The sequence below is a fragment of the Flavobacterium panacagri genome, assembly GCF_030378165.1.
Taxonomy (GTDB): Bacteria; Bacteroidota; Bacteroidia; order Flavobacteriales; family Flavobacteriaceae; genus Flavobacterium; species Flavobacterium panacagri.
The window spans coordinates 3,291,192-3,310,060 of sequence record NZ_CP119766.1 but is presented as its reverse complement, the minus strand read 5'-3'; the positions used below and the strand labels follow the sequence as shown (position 1 = coordinate 3,310,060).

Annotated in this window: 9 protein-coding genes; 1 reads left to right on the top strand and 8 read right to left on the bottom strand. The window is 35.2% G+C overall.

From position 1 onward, the window contains the following. Position 1: 1 nt before the first annotated feature. From P2W65_RS14615 to rpsF, 7 genes are all read right to left on the bottom strand, one after another. On the bottom strand, positions 2-1,939 hold the full coding sequence (locus P2W65_RS14615) for an OmpA family protein (RefSeq protein ID WP_289658487.1): 1,938 nt from the start codon (positions 1,937-1,939) through the stop codon (positions 2-4). Positions 1,940-1,951: 12 nt separating this feature from the next. Then, positions 1,952-2,884 (bottom strand): PorP/SprF family type IX secretion system membrane protein, encoded by a 933-nt coding sequence (locus P2W65_RS14610; protein WP_289658485.1) that lies wholly within the window; start codon positions 2,882-2,884, stop codon positions 1,952-1,954. Positions 2,885-2,931: 47 nt separating this feature from the next. After that, positions 2,932-12,636, bottom strand: a complete 9,705-nt coding sequence (locus tag P2W65_RS14605) for an Ig-like domain-containing protein (RefSeq protein ID WP_289658483.1) — start codon at positions 12,634-12,636, stop codon at positions 2,932-2,934. Positions 12,637-13,752: 1,116 nt separating this feature from the next. After that, complete coding sequence (locus P2W65_RS14600; RefSeq protein ID WP_289658481.1) at positions 13,753-14,226, bottom strand: DUF6495 family protein; 474 nt, start codon at positions 14,224-14,226, stop codon at positions 13,753-13,755. A gap of 127 nt (positions 14,227-14,353) precedes the next feature. After that, complete coding sequence (rplI, locus tag P2W65_RS14595; RefSeq protein WP_289658479.1) at positions 14,354-14,794, bottom strand: 50S ribosomal protein L9; 441 nt, start codon at positions 14,792-14,794, stop codon at positions 14,354-14,356. 64 nt (positions 14,795-14,858) lie between these two features. Then, the gene (rpsR, locus tag P2W65_RS14590; RefSeq protein ID WP_002987043.1) at positions 14,859-15,155 is read right to left on the bottom strand and encodes a 30S ribosomal protein S18; all 297 of its coding nucleotides are present in this window, start codon (positions 15,153-15,155) and stop codon (positions 14,859-14,861) included. Between the two features lie 5 nt (positions 15,156-15,160). Continuing rightward, on the bottom strand, positions 15,161-15,502 hold the full coding sequence (gene rpsF / locus P2W65_RS14585) for a 30S ribosomal protein S6 (protein ID WP_026729424.1): 342 nt from the start codon (positions 15,500-15,502) through the stop codon (positions 15,161-15,163). 178 nt (positions 15,503-15,680) lie between these two features. On the opposite strand from rpsF, the gene P2W65_RS14580 reads away from it, so the two are divergent. Further along, positions 15,681-16,379 (top strand): LytR/AlgR family response regulator transcription factor, encoded by a 699-nt coding sequence (locus tag P2W65_RS14580; RefSeq protein WP_091497027.1) that lies wholly within the window; start codon positions 15,681-15,683, stop codon positions 16,377-16,379. 6 nt (positions 16,380-16,385) lie between these two features. Here the strand turns inward: P2W65_RS14580 and priA are convergent, their stop codons facing one another. Beyond that, entirely contained in the window at positions 16,386-18,836 is a 2,451-nt protein-coding gene (gene priA / locus P2W65_RS14575; protein WP_289658427.1) for a replication restart helicase PriA, read from the bottom strand. Between the last annotated feature and the right edge of the window lie 33 nt (positions 18,837-18,869).

The following is an 18,869-nucleotide window of genomic DNA, read 5'->3' as shown; positions in this document are numbered from 1 at the left end:
ACTATTTTTGAATAATGATAAAATCCGAACGTCTATTTAAAACGTGTTCTTCTTCTGTACATTTTACACCATTTTTACATTTATTAATTAGTCGGCTTTCGCCATAACCAATGGCACTTTCAATACGAGAAGGATCAATACCTTGTGACAAGATATAATCTCGAGTCGATTTAGCTCTATTGTCAGATAATTTCAAGTTATATGAATCTTTTCCTCTTGAATCGGTGTGTGATTCAATTTTGATTCTGATGTTTGGAAATTTCTGCATAATGAAAACTACTTTAGTCAATTCTTCAATTGCTTTAGGAGTGATATCATATTTATCGTAATCAAAATAAATCGGATTTACATCTACTTTTTCTACTCCTTGTTTTTTGACAACTAAGTCATCATAATTGCTTAATTCAAAATTTACATTTGTAATTTCCCCTCCATTATTCCCAGTAGTTTCAACCGTTTTGTCATCACTGCTGTAATTTGGTTTCGCAGCAATCATTTTTACCATTTTGTTACAGGGAACTTCTATAGCATATTTCCCATCAAAGTTTGTTTTGGTTTCGCCTAAAACTTCGCTGAAAGAATTATATGCTAATATTGTTACATCTGTCAAAGGCTTTTTGGTTTTATGATCTATAGCAATTCCAGAAATGCTTTGGTTACAAACTGGTTTTCCTTTTACAAACGAGTAAATATCGTCATCTCCTTTTCCTCCTGCTCTGTTAGAAGAAAAATAACCATAAGTACCTGCTTTGTTAATTATAAAAGAAAAGTCGTCTTTGTTACTGTTAACTGGTGCTCCCAAATTTCTAGGAACAGTGAAATTTCCATCTGCCAAAAATTTACTTTCGTAAACATCTAGATCTCCCATTCCGTAATGTCCATCAGATGAGAAATACAAGACTCCATTTTGATAAAATGGAAACACTTCATTCCCCATTGTATTAATCGTTGGCCCTAGATTTAATGGAGAGCTCATCGTTCCGTCACCAGCAATTTTTACCACATACAAGTCCGTCTCGCCAAATCCGCCAGGCATATCTGAAGCAAAGAAAAGCCATTGTCCGTCTTCGCTTAAGGAAGGATGCCCAACTGAATAATCGTCGCTGTCAAAAAACACTTTCTGCGGATTTTCTAATTTATTGTCAACGATTGATCCTTTGATGATCTGAAAATTATTGACTTTGGCTTCATCTACAACCAGTTTATTTTTCTTTACAATGTTTGTTGAATAATAAATGGTTTTCCCCTGACTATCAAAACTCGCAGTTGCCTCATGATATTTAGTCATTACATTCGGCATAAAAACGGTTTCATTGAATAGGCTTCCGTCAGCAGGATTTCTTTCAGCCAGATACAAATTCAAAAAAGGCTGATTGTTCCAAGTATATAACTTTTCGCTAAACTTCGTAGTGTCACGAGCCGATGTAAATACAACCTGATCTTTAAAAAAAGTAGCTCCAAAATCTGATTTACTAGTATTAATATCTAGATTTTTAATGGTATAGAGAGGTTTTGCTTTCGCTAAACTGTCCATATATTGCTTTTGGGCAACATAGCGGTTGATCTCTTTTTTATCTCCTTTTTTATCTAGGTATTCTTTAGTAACCCTATCCGCTTCATCATAATCCATAACCGCTTTCATGGATTGAATATAACGCAGATAGTAAATATCAGTCAAGTTGTTTCCTTGTACTTCATAAAGTTTTCGATACCATTTTAATGCATTTCTGGAATCGGAAATGAAATAATAGGAATCGGCAGCATTCTTTAAAGTCTGAGCTGATGGATTTTTGATGTTTTGCAAACATTCCTCATAGGCTTTAGAAGCATCTAAGTAGGCAAAGTTTCTAAACAAAGCATCAGCCTGCTTCAAATTAGTCTTTTGAGCGAAACTAAAAGTAACGCTCAAAATTAAACTCAGGATATATAGTTTTCTCATAGGTTTTATTTTTTAGAAGAATCGAGGAGATTTGATTTTGCTTTGATTTTTCACGAATTGATAACGCAAGATGATCTCATGAGAACCATCGTTGTATTTATTCAATTGACTTACAGTGTAATCAAATGCATATCCGAGATAAAAACTTGGTGCAATCTGAAAACCTGCCAGTATACTCACAGAATCATCTGTTCGATATGCTCCTCCTATGACAAATTTTTCCTGAATCATAAAATTTGCTGATATATCTGCGGAAATCGGTGCTCCGCTAACTGCTTTTACTAAAAATGCTGGTTTGAATTTTAAATTTGGATTCAAATCAAAAACATAACCTCCCATTAAAAAGAAATGCATACGATCATAATCTATAGATTCCTGAACATCGTCATAGTAATCATTTCTTATAAAATTTGGAACAGAGGCTCCTACATACCATTTATCAGTGTAATAATAAATTCCTGCTCCCACTGCCAATTTCATTTGATTATTAATGTTTTGATTTAACAAAACATCATCGTTGTCATAATATCTTCCTTTTGACCAATCGATGTTTAGCATTCTTGCTCCTGCTTTTAAACCAAAAGCAAGTCTTTTTTCATATCCTAAAGGTAATGAATAAGAAAAGTTTCCATCAAAATACAGCTCATTAGAAGGGCCTATTTTATCATTAACAACACTTAATCCCAAACCTACTTTTTCATTTCGGAGAGGGGAGTGAATAGAAAATGACTGCGTTTCTGGAGCGCCATCAATTCCAATCCATTGAGAACGATATAAAAGTGCTGCTTCTATGGTTCCGGTAGATCCAGCATACGCTGGATTTACCGCCATAGTGTTATACATATACTGTGTATATTGAGGATCTTGCTGCGCTGTTGCACAAACCGTAATAAGAGAACATATTAAAATGAAATACGTTTCTAATGATTTTATATATAGTTTCATAACGATACTTATTTAATTTAGTTAATTAGATGATTAATAGAAGTGGCTTATCTCATAATAGATAACCAGCCTTTTTTAACCGTTCCATCTCCGATGGTGATCACATAAAAATAAGTACCTGTTGGCAGCATATCTCCTCTATTAACAACTCCGGATACATTTGCAGTTCCGTTCCAATCATTTTCATAGTGTGTTTTACTGTACACTAATGCTCCGTATCTGTTAAATACCTTCAACTCGTTGTTTGGATAAGATTCGATACAGTCAATTCTGAACAGATCATTTTTACCGTCATTATTTGGCGTAAACTCATTGTAAACTGTCAAACAAATTGGTTCTAATGTAACTGAAGCTGAATTATTCGATGCATCAACATCTAAAGGAGTCGAAGTTTCAACTGTTGCAACGCTAGTATAATTTCCGTTAGGCAATACTTCTGCAACGATTGTTAATACCACGCTTTGTCCTGCATTTAATCTTGGAATTGTCCAAAGTTGTGTATTTGGATCGTATGTTCCTGAAGTTGTAGATGAACTTACCAATTCTAATCCGCTTGGAAGCAAATTGCTCACAATTGTATTGATAAAATCCCCTTCTCCAACATTGTTAACTGTGATTGTAAAAGTTACTTTATCACCAAAATTTGGAGTTGGATTATCAACCGTATGAGTGATTGTTAAGTCAGAACAGCTTGTTACACTAACATTTAATGTTTTAGTTGTTCTTTCATCACAAGTATTGATATAAGACACCGTAACTGTTCCAGGGCCTACATCTGACCAAGAAACCGTAACAGAACCGTCTGCTGTACCTCCTCCAGTAACAATTGTACCTCCGTTAATTGTCCATACATAATCAGATTTTCCATTAGCGATCGAGTATGTCACACCTTTGAATACACAAGGCGTATCATCTGTTGTTGCAATTTGATAAGCCGCATCATTTTCAAATGAAACAGTTATTGCCAATCTTGATCCGTTATCACAGCCATTAGTCGTATTCGCTAAAGCTCCAGCATAATAAGTTGTTGCTGTAAGTGCGGTATTAGCAGCCAATGGAGTTCCTCCTGTCGCAGCAGCATACCAAACTACATTTGCTTCATTTACTTGAATATTAGCTAATGTTGGCACTGCAGATAAACAGAATTTCTGAGCTGTATTTGTAGTTGTAATGACACTTGGTGCATTTACATTTACAGTAACAGCAAGTCTAACTGGATTTTCACAACCAATCGCACTAGAAACTGCTCCATAATAGATACCTGTTGTAAGCGCTGCAGTTGTTGCAAGTGCCGTTCCTCCAGTTGCTGTTGTATACCAAACTACATTTGCTTCGTTCACTTGGATATTCGCAACTGTTGGCGAATTGAGCGTACAGAAGTTCTGAGTCGCATTATTTGTTGTTGGTGTTGCACTAGGATTGACAACTGTAACTGTTACCTGTAAACGTGTTGTGCTTTCACAACCTGTTGCAGCATCCACAATATTTCCAAAATAAACTCCTGAAGTCAATACTGTTCCTGCTGGAAGTGCCGTTCCTCCTGTTGCAGCTGTATACCAAGTTACATTACTTTCGTTTACCTGAATATTAGCTATTGTAGGTACCGTAGTAGAACAGAAAGTTTGTGCAGTATTATTTGTTGTTGGATTTATTGTGTTTCCAACTGTAACTGCTACTTGTAATCTCACACTGCTTTCGCATCCTGTTACTGGATCTTTTATAGCTCCAAAATATGTAGCTGTTGTTAATACAGCCGTTGAAGCTAATGCAGTTCCCCCATTTTGTGTTGTATACCAAACTACATTACTTTCATTCACTTGAATGTTAGCAACTGTTGGATTTACTCCAGAACAGAAAGTTTGTGTCGTCGCATTTGTTGTTGGCGTAGCTGGATCAGTTACACTTACTGCAACCTGTAATCTTACTGAACTTTCACAACCTGTTGCTGGGTCTGAAATTGCTGCGTAATATGTCCCACTGGTTAACGCTATTGTTGATGGAATCAATGTTCCGCCTGTTAAAGCTGTATACCAGATAATATTGCTTTGATTGAATTGAACACTTGCAAAAGTCGGTGCATTTACCAAACAGAAGTTTTGAGTTCCTGCTGTTACTAAAGTCGGTGTTCCCGGATCACTAACAATTACATCAACTGTTAGTCTTACAGCACTTTCACAGCCTGTTGCTGGATCTGAAATTGCTGCGAAATATTGTCCTGTTGTCAACGCTGTTGTTGGCGCAATTACTGTTCCGCCTGTTAAAGCTGTATACCAGATAATATTGCTTTGATTAAATTGAACACTTGCAAAAGTCGGTGCATTTACTAAACAGAAATTCTGAGTTCCTGCTGTTACTAAAGTCGGTGTCCCCGGATCATTTACAATAACTTCTACTGTTAGTCTAGAAGCGCTTTCACAGCCTGTTGCCGGATCGCTGATAGCAGCATAATATGTTCCGGTTGTCAATGCTGCAGCAGATGGAATTAATATTCCGCCCGTTAAAGCCGTATACCATACAATATTGCTTTCGTTTGTCTGAATGCTCGCAAATGTAGGTGCATCTTCTAAACAGAAATTCTGAGTTCCTGCTGTTACTAATGTCGGTGTTCCCGGATCGCTAACTATTACATCAACTGTTAATCTTACGGCGCTTTCACAGCCTGTTGCTGGATCTGAAATTGCTGCAAAATACTGTCCAGTTGTCAAAACAGTTGTTGATGGAATCAATGTTCCTCCAGTTAAAGCAGTATACCAAACTATATTACTTTCGTTAGTTTGAATACTTGCAAATGTTGGAGCATTTACTAAACAGAAATTCTGAGTTCCTGCTGTTACCAATGTTGGTGTTCCCGGATCACTAACAATTACATCAACAGTTAGTCTTGATGCACTTTCACAGCCTGTTGCTGGATCTGAAATTGATGCATAATATGTACCGCTTGTTAACGCTGTTGTTGGCGCAATTACTGTTCCGCCTGATAAAGCTGTATACCAGATAATATTGCTTTGATTGAATTGAACACTTGCAAAAGTCGGTGCATTTACTAAACAGAAATTCTGAGTTCCTGCTGTTACTAAAGTCGGTGTCCCCGGATCATTTACAATAACCTCTACTGTTAGTCTAGAAGCGCTTTCACAGCCTGTTGCCGGATCGCTGATAGCAGCATAATATGTTCCGGTTGTCAATGCTGCGGCAGATGGAATTAATGTTCCGCCGGTTAAAGCCGTATACCATACAATATTACTTTCGTTTGTCTGAATGCTCGCAAATGTAGGTGCATCTTCTAAACAGAAATTCTGAGTTCCTGCTGTTACCAATGTTGGTGTTCCCGGATCGCTAACTATTACATCAACTGTTAATCTTACGGCGCTTTCACAGCCTGTTGCTGGATCTGAAATTGCTGCAAAATACTGTCCAGTTGTCAAAACAGTTGTTGATGGAATCAATGTTCCTCCAGTTAAAGCAGTATACCAAACTATATTACTTTCGTTAGTTTGAATACTTGCAAATGTCGGAGCGTTTACTAAACAGAAATTCTGTGTTCCTGCTGTTACTAATGTCGGTGTTCCTGGATCATTTATTGAAATTGTAACAGCCAATCTTATACTACTTTCACAGCCAGTAATTGCATCTGTCGCTGCAGCATAATAAATTCCATTTACTAAAGCTGTAGTCGATGCTAACGGAGTTCCTCCTGTTTCGACATTATACCATACAACATTACTTTCATTTACTTGAATGTTTGCAACTGTAGGGGTAATTACAGAACAAAAATCTTGTGTTGTATCTGTTGTTGTTGGTGTATTTGGATCACTAATTATAATCACTGCATCTTGCAAAGTACCTGCTAGGTTCTCACATGTATTGCTGCTAGAAACCGCAACATAATAAGTGATTGGACTCATTGCTTTTGTCAATCCAACAGCTGTCAATACACCAGCAGCATCAATTGTATAAGTTACTCCTGCTATAACAGAACCACTTGTAATTGGCTGTGTTTTATTAACATCCAAATACCAGGTAAATACTGGACTAGTTAATGAAGGTGCTGTCGGTGTTAATGAAGCTGGTACACTATGGCAAACTGTTACATCATCAACCAAAATATCATTTACTGTTGAAGGAGGCAGAATTGTAAACGTAATTTGTTTTCTATCTGCTTCTGAAGTTTCGCAGAATTGATCTGAGCTCACTCCAACATAATAAGTATAGGTTCCTGGTAATAATCCGTTTACAACTAATTGTGAGGTTGTTTCGCCTGGAATTAACTGATGAGTTGTTCCATTCAAGCTATACCAGTGGTATACTGGATTAGTTAAAACTGGAGTTCCACTTAAGCTAGTTGCTAATGTTACTGATCCTGAAATTGAACAAATTGAAGTAGTTGTTCCTCCATTTAAAGTAATATCTGTTAAAGCATTTACTGGAGCAGAAGCTTTTACCTCAACGGTTACTTCCCCTCTTGCAAAAGTTTCACAACCATAACGTACCGGTTGCACATAGTATTTATAAATTCCTGCCGCTAAATTTGCTAGTACCGTGTATTTAATACCAGATGCTAATGGATTTCCTCCTGTTATTGCATCATACCAAATATAGGTAGAACAAGCATCTTCAGGAATCTGAAGCGTGATGTCTGACCCTGGACAGACTGTTATTTTATTCTGAGGATCTGCTCCTATAACTGTTGTATTAGCCGTTCTTTCTACCGTATGAACTCTTAAGAAATCTAATACACCTGCTACTCCTCCAAAACGAATTCTAACTCTATCATAGATTTCTGTTGGAGAAGAAACTAATACCATTGCTAAAGAATTCCCTGGAAGCAGTCTTAAACTTAACAATGTGCTTGTATTTTGAATCGGAGCTCCAACAGCAACATTACCTAAATAACGCTGAATTGTAAATCCAGTCAATAAATTTACATCTAAAAGTGTTCCTGGTTTAGATATTACAATTCTTAAAGTATCACTCACAACAGATGGAGTTTTGAACTGAACTGTCAAATCTGCAGCAGTTAAAACTCCCACTGCACTGTACATTGTTGCAAATGTAGTAATATCATTATCTGCAATATTCCATGCGTCGCTTACTCCAACTGTACCAGTAACTGCTCCAACTGGAAGCCCTAAATCTGTTGCTCCGTAAAATATATCCTGAATATCCCCTGGTGTACATGCTACGGATGAAACTGGTCTATTGTAATGCGCATCAAATACTTTTGTGTTTTGAGCAACACTTACAACTGAAGCTGATTGAATACGAATTCCTGTATAATCCTGAGGGCCTGAAGCATCCGAAGGAACAAAAGTAAATTCATAAGTATTATCTCCTGAAATTAAATTCAATAATGATCCTGAAACTGACTGCATTGCTCCAATTGGCGTACTTCCGTTCAATCCCACTACTGATAAGTTTTGTCCAACAGCCAGTAAACTATACTCTGAACCTAGTTTAATTGTAACTGGCGTTCCTTTTGCAATTGTTGTTGGCCAAGTCAAATCCTGCCATGTTGTCCCTACTCCTAGAAGTCCTAAACCTGTAGTAATAGTTGAGAATGTTTGAGGATTGCCATCTATAGCATTTGTCCCAGCAGTAACAGTTCCCGTAATGATTGAACCTGATGTTTGTCCGGTAGCATAAACTCTTTCTGCTAAAGTCTGACAGCTGCTAAGATCAATTACATTAATTATTTTTGTTGCTGTGGCTGTACAAATTCCGTCACTTGCTACTGCTGTATAAGTATAAACACCAGGAATATTTAAAACACCTGTTGTTCCGCTTGGTAAAGGATTTCCTTGCGGATCATACCAAGAAACACTTCCAGTTGAAACAGCTGCCAAGGTTACATTTGAACCTACATTCACTGATTCTTGTGGATTTGTTATAACTAAACTTGGCAAAGCATTAATTGTTACTGTTATTGACGCTCTAGCAGATGGACAAGTAGAAGTATTATCTTGAGCCTCTACCGAATAAACTCCGCTTATTGTAATATTCGATGCAGCATCTGAAGTAATTACATTATTTGAAGAATCATAAAACGTATATGTTGTATTTCCAGTAGAATCAAAATTCGTAATTCCATTTCTTAAATTAGCGCTTCCACAAGCTACCAATGGAGTAGCAATTACTGTTAAAGGTGTAGTCGAAGGAAAATTAACCGTAACTTGTTTTAATGTGTTATTTAAATTTTCACAAGTTCCACCATTTAAAATAGAAATATAATAATTATAAGTTCCTGCTGTAAGTCCTGTGATTGTAAGTGCACCTGTTACTGGATCTTTTGTAAATGACGCAGTTCCAATTGTACTTCCATCTACAATTTCTGTTGCTTTATCTTGATCTGTATAATATCTAAATTGAGCTCCTGCAATAGTTGTTGAAGGTGCTATAACTGCTCCTCCGGCACAAGTCGCTTCAATAGGAGTTGTAACTGTTATGTCTGCATCTGTAGGAATTGGCAGCACAGTAACTGTAACTCCTTGGCGTAAACTATTATCACAGCCTAAACGTGTTCCTTGTAAATAGTACGTAGTTGTAGCGGATAAAGCTGGCGTTGTTAAAACACCTCCAGGTGTCGGTGTTATTGCAGTTCCTCCTGTAGGCACCGTATACCAAGTAAAAGTTTCCCCTCCTGTAGAAACTGGAGTTAAGGTAGCGCTCTGCCCAACACAGATTGGATTTGCCGCTCCTGTTACAGCCGCATTTGGAAATCTGTAAGAAGCTTGATAAAGATATAAATTTGTTAAAAGTGAAACTCCTGCATTATATCTAACTTCAAGTGTCGTAAATGGTGCCGTTGCTGTAAAACTAGCTTTAAACCTATTTCCTGTTAATAATTGAATATTTAATAAATTATTATTAATTGAAATTCTATCATTATTAAAAGCTGCTCCGTTATAAGTTGCTAAACTGATATAGGATAAAGCTGATATATCCAAAACTCCGCCTGGAATTTCCAATTCTACATCTATTATATCACCTGTTTGTCCAGGAGTAGCAAAAGTTAAACTTTGCTGAATATATCCACCTAAACCAACTGGTACAGTAAACTGTGAATAAGTATTAATGTTTCCATCCACAGCGTCATTTGCATTTAAAACATTACAACCAAGACATAACGAAACTGGAAGTGTTGGATCAGAAGATACTGTTTGAGCATTTGCTTGTAAACATGTAGTTACATTAGGAATCACAATAACATTAATTACTCCCCTAACAGAATTAGCACAGTCTGTTAAAATATTTACTGCTTCAACATAATAGGTTTTATTTGCTGTTAATGCCGGACTTGGAGTATAATTGGTAGCATCAAAAACTATCGAAGCTCCTCCTGTTGGCACATCGTACCAATTGTATCGAACACCAGCTGCTGGATTTTGAACAGCCAATGTAATTGTTTGTCCAGAATGAATAATTACATCTGATGATGCAAATGTTGGTGTTGCTGGCACAGGGCTAACAATTAAATCAACTGGAGTACGACTTAATGACGTACAGCTTCCTATAGCTGCTTCTACATAATAATTAGTATTTACTGCCAAAGCTGGAGTTGTAAATGAAGTTCCAGTAAATACTAAATTTCCACCTGTTGCAGCATCGTACCAATTATAAATAGTACCTGCAATTGGAGTCTGAACTGTTATAGTTGTAGACTGTCCACTGCAAATAGTCGTAGGAGAAAAAGTTACTACAGGATTTACAGGAATATCTACCAAAACCTGAACTGGATTTCTCTCACTATTAACACAACCATTTCTTGCTACTTGAACATAATATGTAGTTGGAACCGTTAAAACTGGTGTAGTAAATGAAGCAGTAGAAGCTAATGAAGTTCCGCCAGTCGCTGCACTATACCAATTAACAGTTTCACCAACAGCTAAAGATGCTGTTAATGTAGTAGCTTGTCCGCTACAAACTGTAGTATTTCCAGTTATCACTGGAGCTTTATATCTATATGTTGCTTGATAAATATTTACAGTAGTTAATACTGTTGCTAGACCACCTAATCGAATTTCTACACGATCAAAGTTAGCACCAGCAACAACACTAGCTCTAAAACGATTACCTGATAATAATTGTAAAGTAATTAATGGATTATTAACTGCAACTCTATCATTATTATACGTGGCACCATTATAAGTAGCTAAACTTACAGCCCCTAATAATGATAAATCCGCTATTCCGCCTGGCAATTCTAGATCAACATCTACAATATCACCAGCTTTACCCGGATTTGCAAATTGTACTGTCTGTTGAATCCATCCATTAATTAATCCAACTGGTACAGATAATTGCGTTGCTGTTGCGGTATTTCCATCTACAGAATTATTTGGATTTGCAGAACTACATAACAAACACAAACCATTTTGAACTATTGCTTGACTGCTTGCTTCAAGACAGCCAACCAAAGATGCAGGCTGCACAGTAACTGTTACTGGAATTCTTAAAGCACTAGGACAACTTCCATTAGGACTTTGTGCCTCTACGTAATAAGTTTTGTTAGCTGTCAAAATTGGAGTAACGAAAGTAGCTGTATTCGATGCAACTGGCGAACCACCAGTAGCAGCTTCATACCAATTTAGCTGTACCCCTAGTTCAGAACTGGAAGCCATAAGGGTTGCATTCTGACCTGATTGAATTGTAACACTTTGAGTTAAAACCGTTGGATTTGCCGGAACAGCTGTAGAAACAACATTCGTTTGTACTCTAGAACTAATACAGCTTCCTATAGAGGCCTCCACAAAAAACGGAGTAGTTCCTAATGAAACGGTTGGTGAATAAGTTGTACCCGTTGCTAATGCGGTACCTCCACTTCCTGCAGAATACCATGAATAAGTAGTTCCTGGTACAGGATTTAAAACAGACAAAGTGGTCTGCTGTGTTGCTCCTGTAGAACAAACTGTAAGTCCAGAATTACTAATTGCCGGCGCAACCGGATTTGAAATATTTAAAACAACCGGCACACGAACATTGCCTTCGCAGCCTGCCGTTCTAGAGATACCTATATAATATGTTGTAGTATTAGACAAAGCTGGAGTTGTATATGTATTTCCAGTAGCTAAAGGTGTCGTAGAAGAAGCTGAACTATACCAAGCTAGTGTAGTTCCAGCAGCTGGGGTAGCTGTTAAGGTTGTTGCAGATCCAGCACAAACGGTTTGCGATAAACCACCAGTTACAGTAGGCTGCGCAAATTCTAAACGAACATCATAAATTCGAAGACTAACCAGAAGACTAACCAGTCCTCCAACCTGAATCTGAATTTGATTTGTATCACCTGTTACAGTATACTTTGCCACTGCAACAGTATTGCCATTTAACAAGTTCAGGTTCAACAGCGGACTATTTAGAGCCACACTCGAACCTACATTGACACCCGAATTTTTTGCTTGAAGTGAAGCATTTGATAACAAACCAACGTCAAGCAGACCGTTGCCCGTACCAAAATAAATGGCAATTTGATCGCCAGCCCTCGCCGTCTGGTTTAAAGTCATCGTTTCTTCAACAAAACAACCTACTCCAACAGCATTAGTTAGAGTTGCATAAGTCGTTAAACCCGCGCTATCGTAAGCGTTGGCCGGACTATCAACATTTAATCCTACGCATAATAATCCTCCTTGACTATTAGTTTGAGACACGGGTCTGCAAATAGTCTGAGAGAATGCATTAGTGCATAAAAAAAATAAAGTTAAAAGTCCCAATAATCTCATTTGATACTTGAGATTACAAAAAGTAAAGTTTTTTTTCATAATTTGGAAGATTAGAAAATGGACAATAAAACACCTCTTGCAGTAAGTGCAAACACCTACGCAATTGAACAATCAATTAAAAATCAAACAGTTAAAACAAAATCTACAAACCCTCTAAAGGTTCAAAATTATGTTTCGGCAAAAAAATTATGTTGAATTCGACATACCGAAATATGCCAGAGAACAAACCTTACTTCTCTGAAGTAAAAAATGTTCTGTCTTTTTTGAGAAAAATTGATTGTAGTCAATTTTCTCAGAGGAGTGATTTGTTGCAGGTCTAATTTTCATAATGAAAATTTTTAGTTGACGTAGAATTGGGGAAATTCTCTTTTATATAGTTAGGTTCAAAACTTAAAAGAAAGTTGATTAATCTTTCTTAAAATCGCTTCAAAATAATTCTTACGATCTGAACTCGTTTATATCAGCACAAACAGTTTTGCTGTTTCTCATAAATACGCCGAGCAGGGTATATAAAAAACAGAAATTTAAACAATATAATTTTGGGTAAAAAAATAGATTTAGAAATCGAATAAGGGTTATATCCATCACTAAGATGAATTAAGCTAAATAGGATAAAAAATAAAGCTAAAATAAAATTGATAAATAAAGTAATTGTCAATTCCATACGCAGATTTTTTAGGTTATAATTTGGTTTTGGAAAAAAGCACAAACAAAATTTTGTTTAACTTTTCTATATTAAAATTAAAAAAAACCAAAACATAAAACAAGGATAAAATTCTTATAATTTTTATCTTAAATGAAAAATCAAATTTTAACACCCTTTGAAAACATCAGAAAAACCTACTATTTTAACAAAATTATGTTATAAAAATTTTCTTAAATAAAAGTTCAACAAAAAGTGTTAAATAACAAAAATTAAAGTATAATCTTACATTTATTGAAATTTTATCGATAAAACTATCCGTAATTCAGACCAAATACACTAAAAAAAGCATGTCGCTAATTAATTTGCTAAAACTTTGAAAAAAAGAAGGAAAACAAGTAGAAACACCTAGAAGAAAATCAAAACAAACTTAAACAAAAGTTAAAAAACAACAAAAAAGGCAAACAATTAACATTCAATCATTTGCCTTTCAAAAAACATTACAAACCTAATTACGACTCAATAATCGTATTAATTTGGTTAAATAATTGTCCGTCACTTAAAAATGCACCTTGTTTAATCAATTCAAAAATTGAAATATTTCTTTCATCAGTAAACACTTTTTTCCCTACTTTCATTTCAATATTATCTGTAAACATATTATCACTTAACCATTGAAGTCCTTCTTTTGTTAAAAAATCCGTCTCAGGTGACAGAGATTTCAAAACGATCGATTTTATATAAGTATCAAAACAATGAAACAAAAAAATATGATTCTTAGAAAAATGTTCCAAATATTCTGCTCTCGACAACACACCCTCCCAGATTAAATCTGAGAACACATCCAGCTCTTGTTCTGCTACTTCAGGTTTATTTTCTTTAAGCTCTTCCCATTCTTTTCTATCAATTGTTTGAGTTGCCAAAAAACTTGCAAATTCAGCATGTAATTCATCAAACTGTTCTTTTGTTAATCTTGTGTATTTCATTAAATTTTAGATTTTAAATTTTAGATCTTAGATTTATTGCAGTACAAAAAATTCTAAACATTCTAAAATTAGATAAAACAAAAAAATCCCGACTTTCATCGGGATTTTTATATAGCGAATAAAACTATTACTTTTCAGCAACGATTTCGTATGGTAATTCAACGATTACATCTCTGTGTAAACGGATGCTTGCATTGTATTTTCCAATACGTTTAACGATACCGCTAGTGATGAATTTTCTATCGATAGCATTTCCAGATTTCTCTAAAGCTTCAGCGATATCAATATTAGTGATAGAACCAAAAAGTTTCTCTCCACCAGCTTTTGCGCTAATTTTAATTTCAAGAGCTTTAATAGTTTCAGCTAAAGATTTAGCATCAGCAACAATTTTAGCTTCTTTGTGTGCTCTTTGTTTTAGGTTTTCAGCTAAAACTTTTTTAGCAGAAGGAGTTGCTAAAACTGCAAATCCTTGAGGAATTAAAAAGTTACGACCGTAACCAGGTTTTACAGATACTACATCATCTTTAAATCCTAAGTTTTGTACGTCTTGTTTTAAAATAAGTTCCATGTTGTTGTCCTTATATTTTAGAAGTTAGGTTCTATTATTAGAAACCAGCGACTAGAGTTTTTAATTATTTTAATAAATCGGCCACGTATGGCATTAAAGCTAAGTGACGAGCTCTTTTTACAGCTACAGAAACTTTTCTTTGGTATTTTAATGAAGTTCCAGTTAAACGACGAGGAAGAATTTTTCCTTGCTCATTTACGAATTTCAATAAGAAATCAGCATCTTTATAATCGATGTATTTGATTCCTGATTTTTTGAAACGGCAATACTTTTTAGTTTTGTTAGTTTCAATGTTTAAAGGCGTTAAATATCTGATATCTCCGTCTTTTTTTCCTTTTGCAGATTGCTCAATTGTAGACATAATAATTACGCTTTAGTAGATTTTAATTTAGCTCTTCTTCTTTCCGCCCATGAAATAGCATGTTTGTCTAAACTTACAGTTAAGAAACGCATAACTCTTTCGTCACGTCTGAATTCAGTTTCAAAAGCTACAAGAACTTCTCCAGCTACTTTGAATTCGAATAAATGGTAAAAACCACTTTTTTTGTTTTGGATTTCGTAAGCCATTTTTTTAAGACCCCAATCCTCTTTCGATACCATTTCAGCTCCTCTACTAGTAAGAAATTCTTCAAATTTCGTTACTGTTTCCTTCACCTGAACCTCAGATAAAACGGGATTTAAAATGAAAACAGTTTCATAATGATTCATAAATACAATATTTATTTGTTAAAATTGGGTGCAAAAGTAATCATTAAATTTAAATACACAACACTTTTTTTCCTTTATTCGTCATAATGCAAAAAATATGCGTTCATTTTAGTTTTTTTTCCAAAAAAAACAATACATTTACTACTGCTATCCTGAATTTATTTTAAATTGACATGTTATGAAACTAAATTGTGTTGTTGTAGATGATAGTTCTATACAGAGGACAATTATTGCCAAATTGGTTAATAATCACCCAGGCTTGCATTTAATTGGTGACTTTTCGAATGCAATTGAAGCAAAAAGTTGTATCTCCCTGAATAATATTGACCTAATTTTCCTTGATATAGAAATGCCTGTTATCAATGGTTTTGATTTCCTTGATGGATTAAAATCAAAACCACAAATTATATTTATTACTTCTAAAGCAGAATACGCTTTAAAAGCTTTTGATTACGATGCTACTGATTACCTCCAGAAGCCAATTGCTGTTGACCGTTTTAATGCTTCGGTTAAAAGAGCAATTGACATGCACTTACTTAAAAAAGATGTCAAAGAAGAAGAAGGCGAACATATCTTCATCAAAAGTAATTTAAAAAAGCTTAAAATCTTCACTTCAAAAATAAAATGGATTGAGGCTTTTGGTGATTATGTGAGAGTAGTAACAGAAGATGACAGCAACCTGGTTCTTTCTACAATGAAATCTTTTGAAAACGATTTATCAAAAGACAAATTCATTCGTGTTCACAAATCATACATTATTAATATAGATAAGGTAGAGCGTTTTAATAGCAAATTCGCCGAAATTGGCATTACAAAAATACCTTTAAGCCGTAACAAAAAAGAAGACTTAGTAAAAGCACTTTCTACTCCTTCTTAATTACGACTAATAAAAATCGACATTCACAACAACTTTTATAGCTCTGTACTGAGCCACAGCTTCAAAACTATTCAGCATTTTCTGAATAGTTTTTTTTGTATTCCCCAAATGCTGATTGTGCGGAATCTTAATTAAGATAGTTCTGATATACTCATTTCGGATTCTGCTTATTGCTGGTTCTTCTGGGCCTAAAACCGGAACACCTAAATTCTGACTTAAAACCTGATACAGCCACATTGCCCCTTCTTTAAGTTTATCGTAATCACGATGTTTCAAAGTCAGTTTTATAATTCTGAAATAAGGTGGGTATTTATAGATCTGACGATCGTATAACTGCTCCTTATACATACCTATATAATTATGGTTGGTAACCTGCTGAATGGTATTATGATTTGGATTGTAAGTCTGAATCACAACCTTTCCTTGTTTTTCAGATCTTCCTGCTCTTCCTGCAACTTGTGTCATCATTTGAAAACTGCGCTCAAAAGCTCTGAAATCCGGATGATGAAGCATATTGTCTGCATTCATAATTCCAACCAAACTCACATTATCAAAATCCAAGCCTTTGGCCAGCATCTGCGTTCCAACCAAAACATCAATTTCCCTATTTTTAAAAGTATCGATAATTTTCTCAAATCCAAATTTACCACGAGTGGTATCCTGATCCATTCTTCCAATTTTTGCTTTTGGAAAAATGGAAGACAACTCCTGTTCTATTTGTTCTGTTCCAAAACCTTTAGTTGTCAAATCAATACTGGAACAGCTATGACAATGGGTTGGTTTTGCAATCGAATAACCACAATAATGACATCTTAGCTGATTCTTATTTTTATGATAAGTTAAACTCACATCGCACTGCTGACAATGCGGTACATGTCCGCAAGTCATACATTCAATTACAGGAGAATATCCTCTTCTGTTTTGAAACAAAATTACCTGTTCTCCCAACGATAAAGCCTCAGCAATTTCTTCGGTCAAAACATCACTAAAATGACCAGTCATTCTTTTTCTAAAATACTTGTCTTTTAGATCAACTAAAATAATTTCAGGAAGGCGGACATTTTTATAACGTTCTGAAAGGGTAACCAAACCATATTTATCACTCTTTGTATTAAAATAGGTTTCGATACTTGGAGTTGCAGAACCTAATAATACTTTGGCATTATGAAAATTAGCCAAAACTATTGCAGCATCTCTCGCATGATACCTTGGCGCAGGATCGGTCTGTTTAAAGGTCTGTTCGTGTTCTTCATCAATAACCAACAATCCTAAATCATTAAAAGGCAAAAACAAAGCTGACCTTGCTCCTATTACAATCTGAGCCTTTGGGGAATTTTCGAGTGTCTGTTTCCAAACCTCAACTCTTTCATTATTGCTGTATTTGGAATGAAAAACAGCCACTTTATCTCCAAAATGCAGACGTAATCTCGAAACCAATTGTGTTGTAAGTGCAATTTCCGGAAGCAGATATAAAACCTGTTTTCCTGTTTCTAAATATTCTTCAATTAATTTAATGTAGATTTCTGTTTTTCCACTTGAAGTAACACCATGCAACAGACAAACTTCTTTCTCTGCTAAACTTTCTTTAATTTCCAGAAAAGCTTTTTCTTGCGCCTCACTTAACTGTAGTTCTTTTTTTGATTTTTCTCCATTAAATGAAACACGATCCTGTTGCAAATAATATTCTTCAAAGATTTCCTTTTCTATTAAAGCTTTCACAACAGTAGAAGTTGATCCGGAAACTTCAGTCAATTTCTTAACCGTAATTGGTTTCTTTTCTGAAGCGCTAAGTTGAAAATAAGCCAAAACAATCTCTCTTTGTTTATTGGCATTTTTTAAAGTTTCAAGTAATTCTGCCAGTCCATTATCCGATTCGTATTTAGAATGTAATTTCACATATCGAACTAACTTAGGCTTATAGCTTTCTTTGATTTCTTCTTCCAGAAAAATAATATCTCTCGCTATTAATTTCTGCAGAACAGGAAGTATGTTTTTCTTATTTAAAATAGAAGCAATTTCATGAACTGTAAGCGAGCTTTGATGCTGGAGTGCTTCATAAATCAGGAATTCATCATCTGAAAGTTCAGAATCATTTACCAAAACATCTGGTTTATGCGAAACAACTGTTTCACTTTCCAACAACAATCCGCTAGGAAAAGCACCTCGATACACATCACCAATACCACACATATAATAATTCGCCACCCAAAGCCAGTGTTTTATCTGAGTTTCGGTTGCGATTGGTTTTTCGTCTAAAATCTGATGAATTTCTTTGGCTTCATATAGTGTAGGCGCATTTTCATGCACATCTAATACAAGTGCCGTATAAATTTTGCTTTTACCAAAAGGCACTGCCACGCGCATTCCTTTTTTTATAAAATGGAATTCAGCCTCAGAAACACGATATGTAAAAGTTTTTGCTAAGGAAAGCGGTAAAATAACTTCGATAAAAAACATGTAGAAATTTTAAAAAGATTGAAGAATTAATTT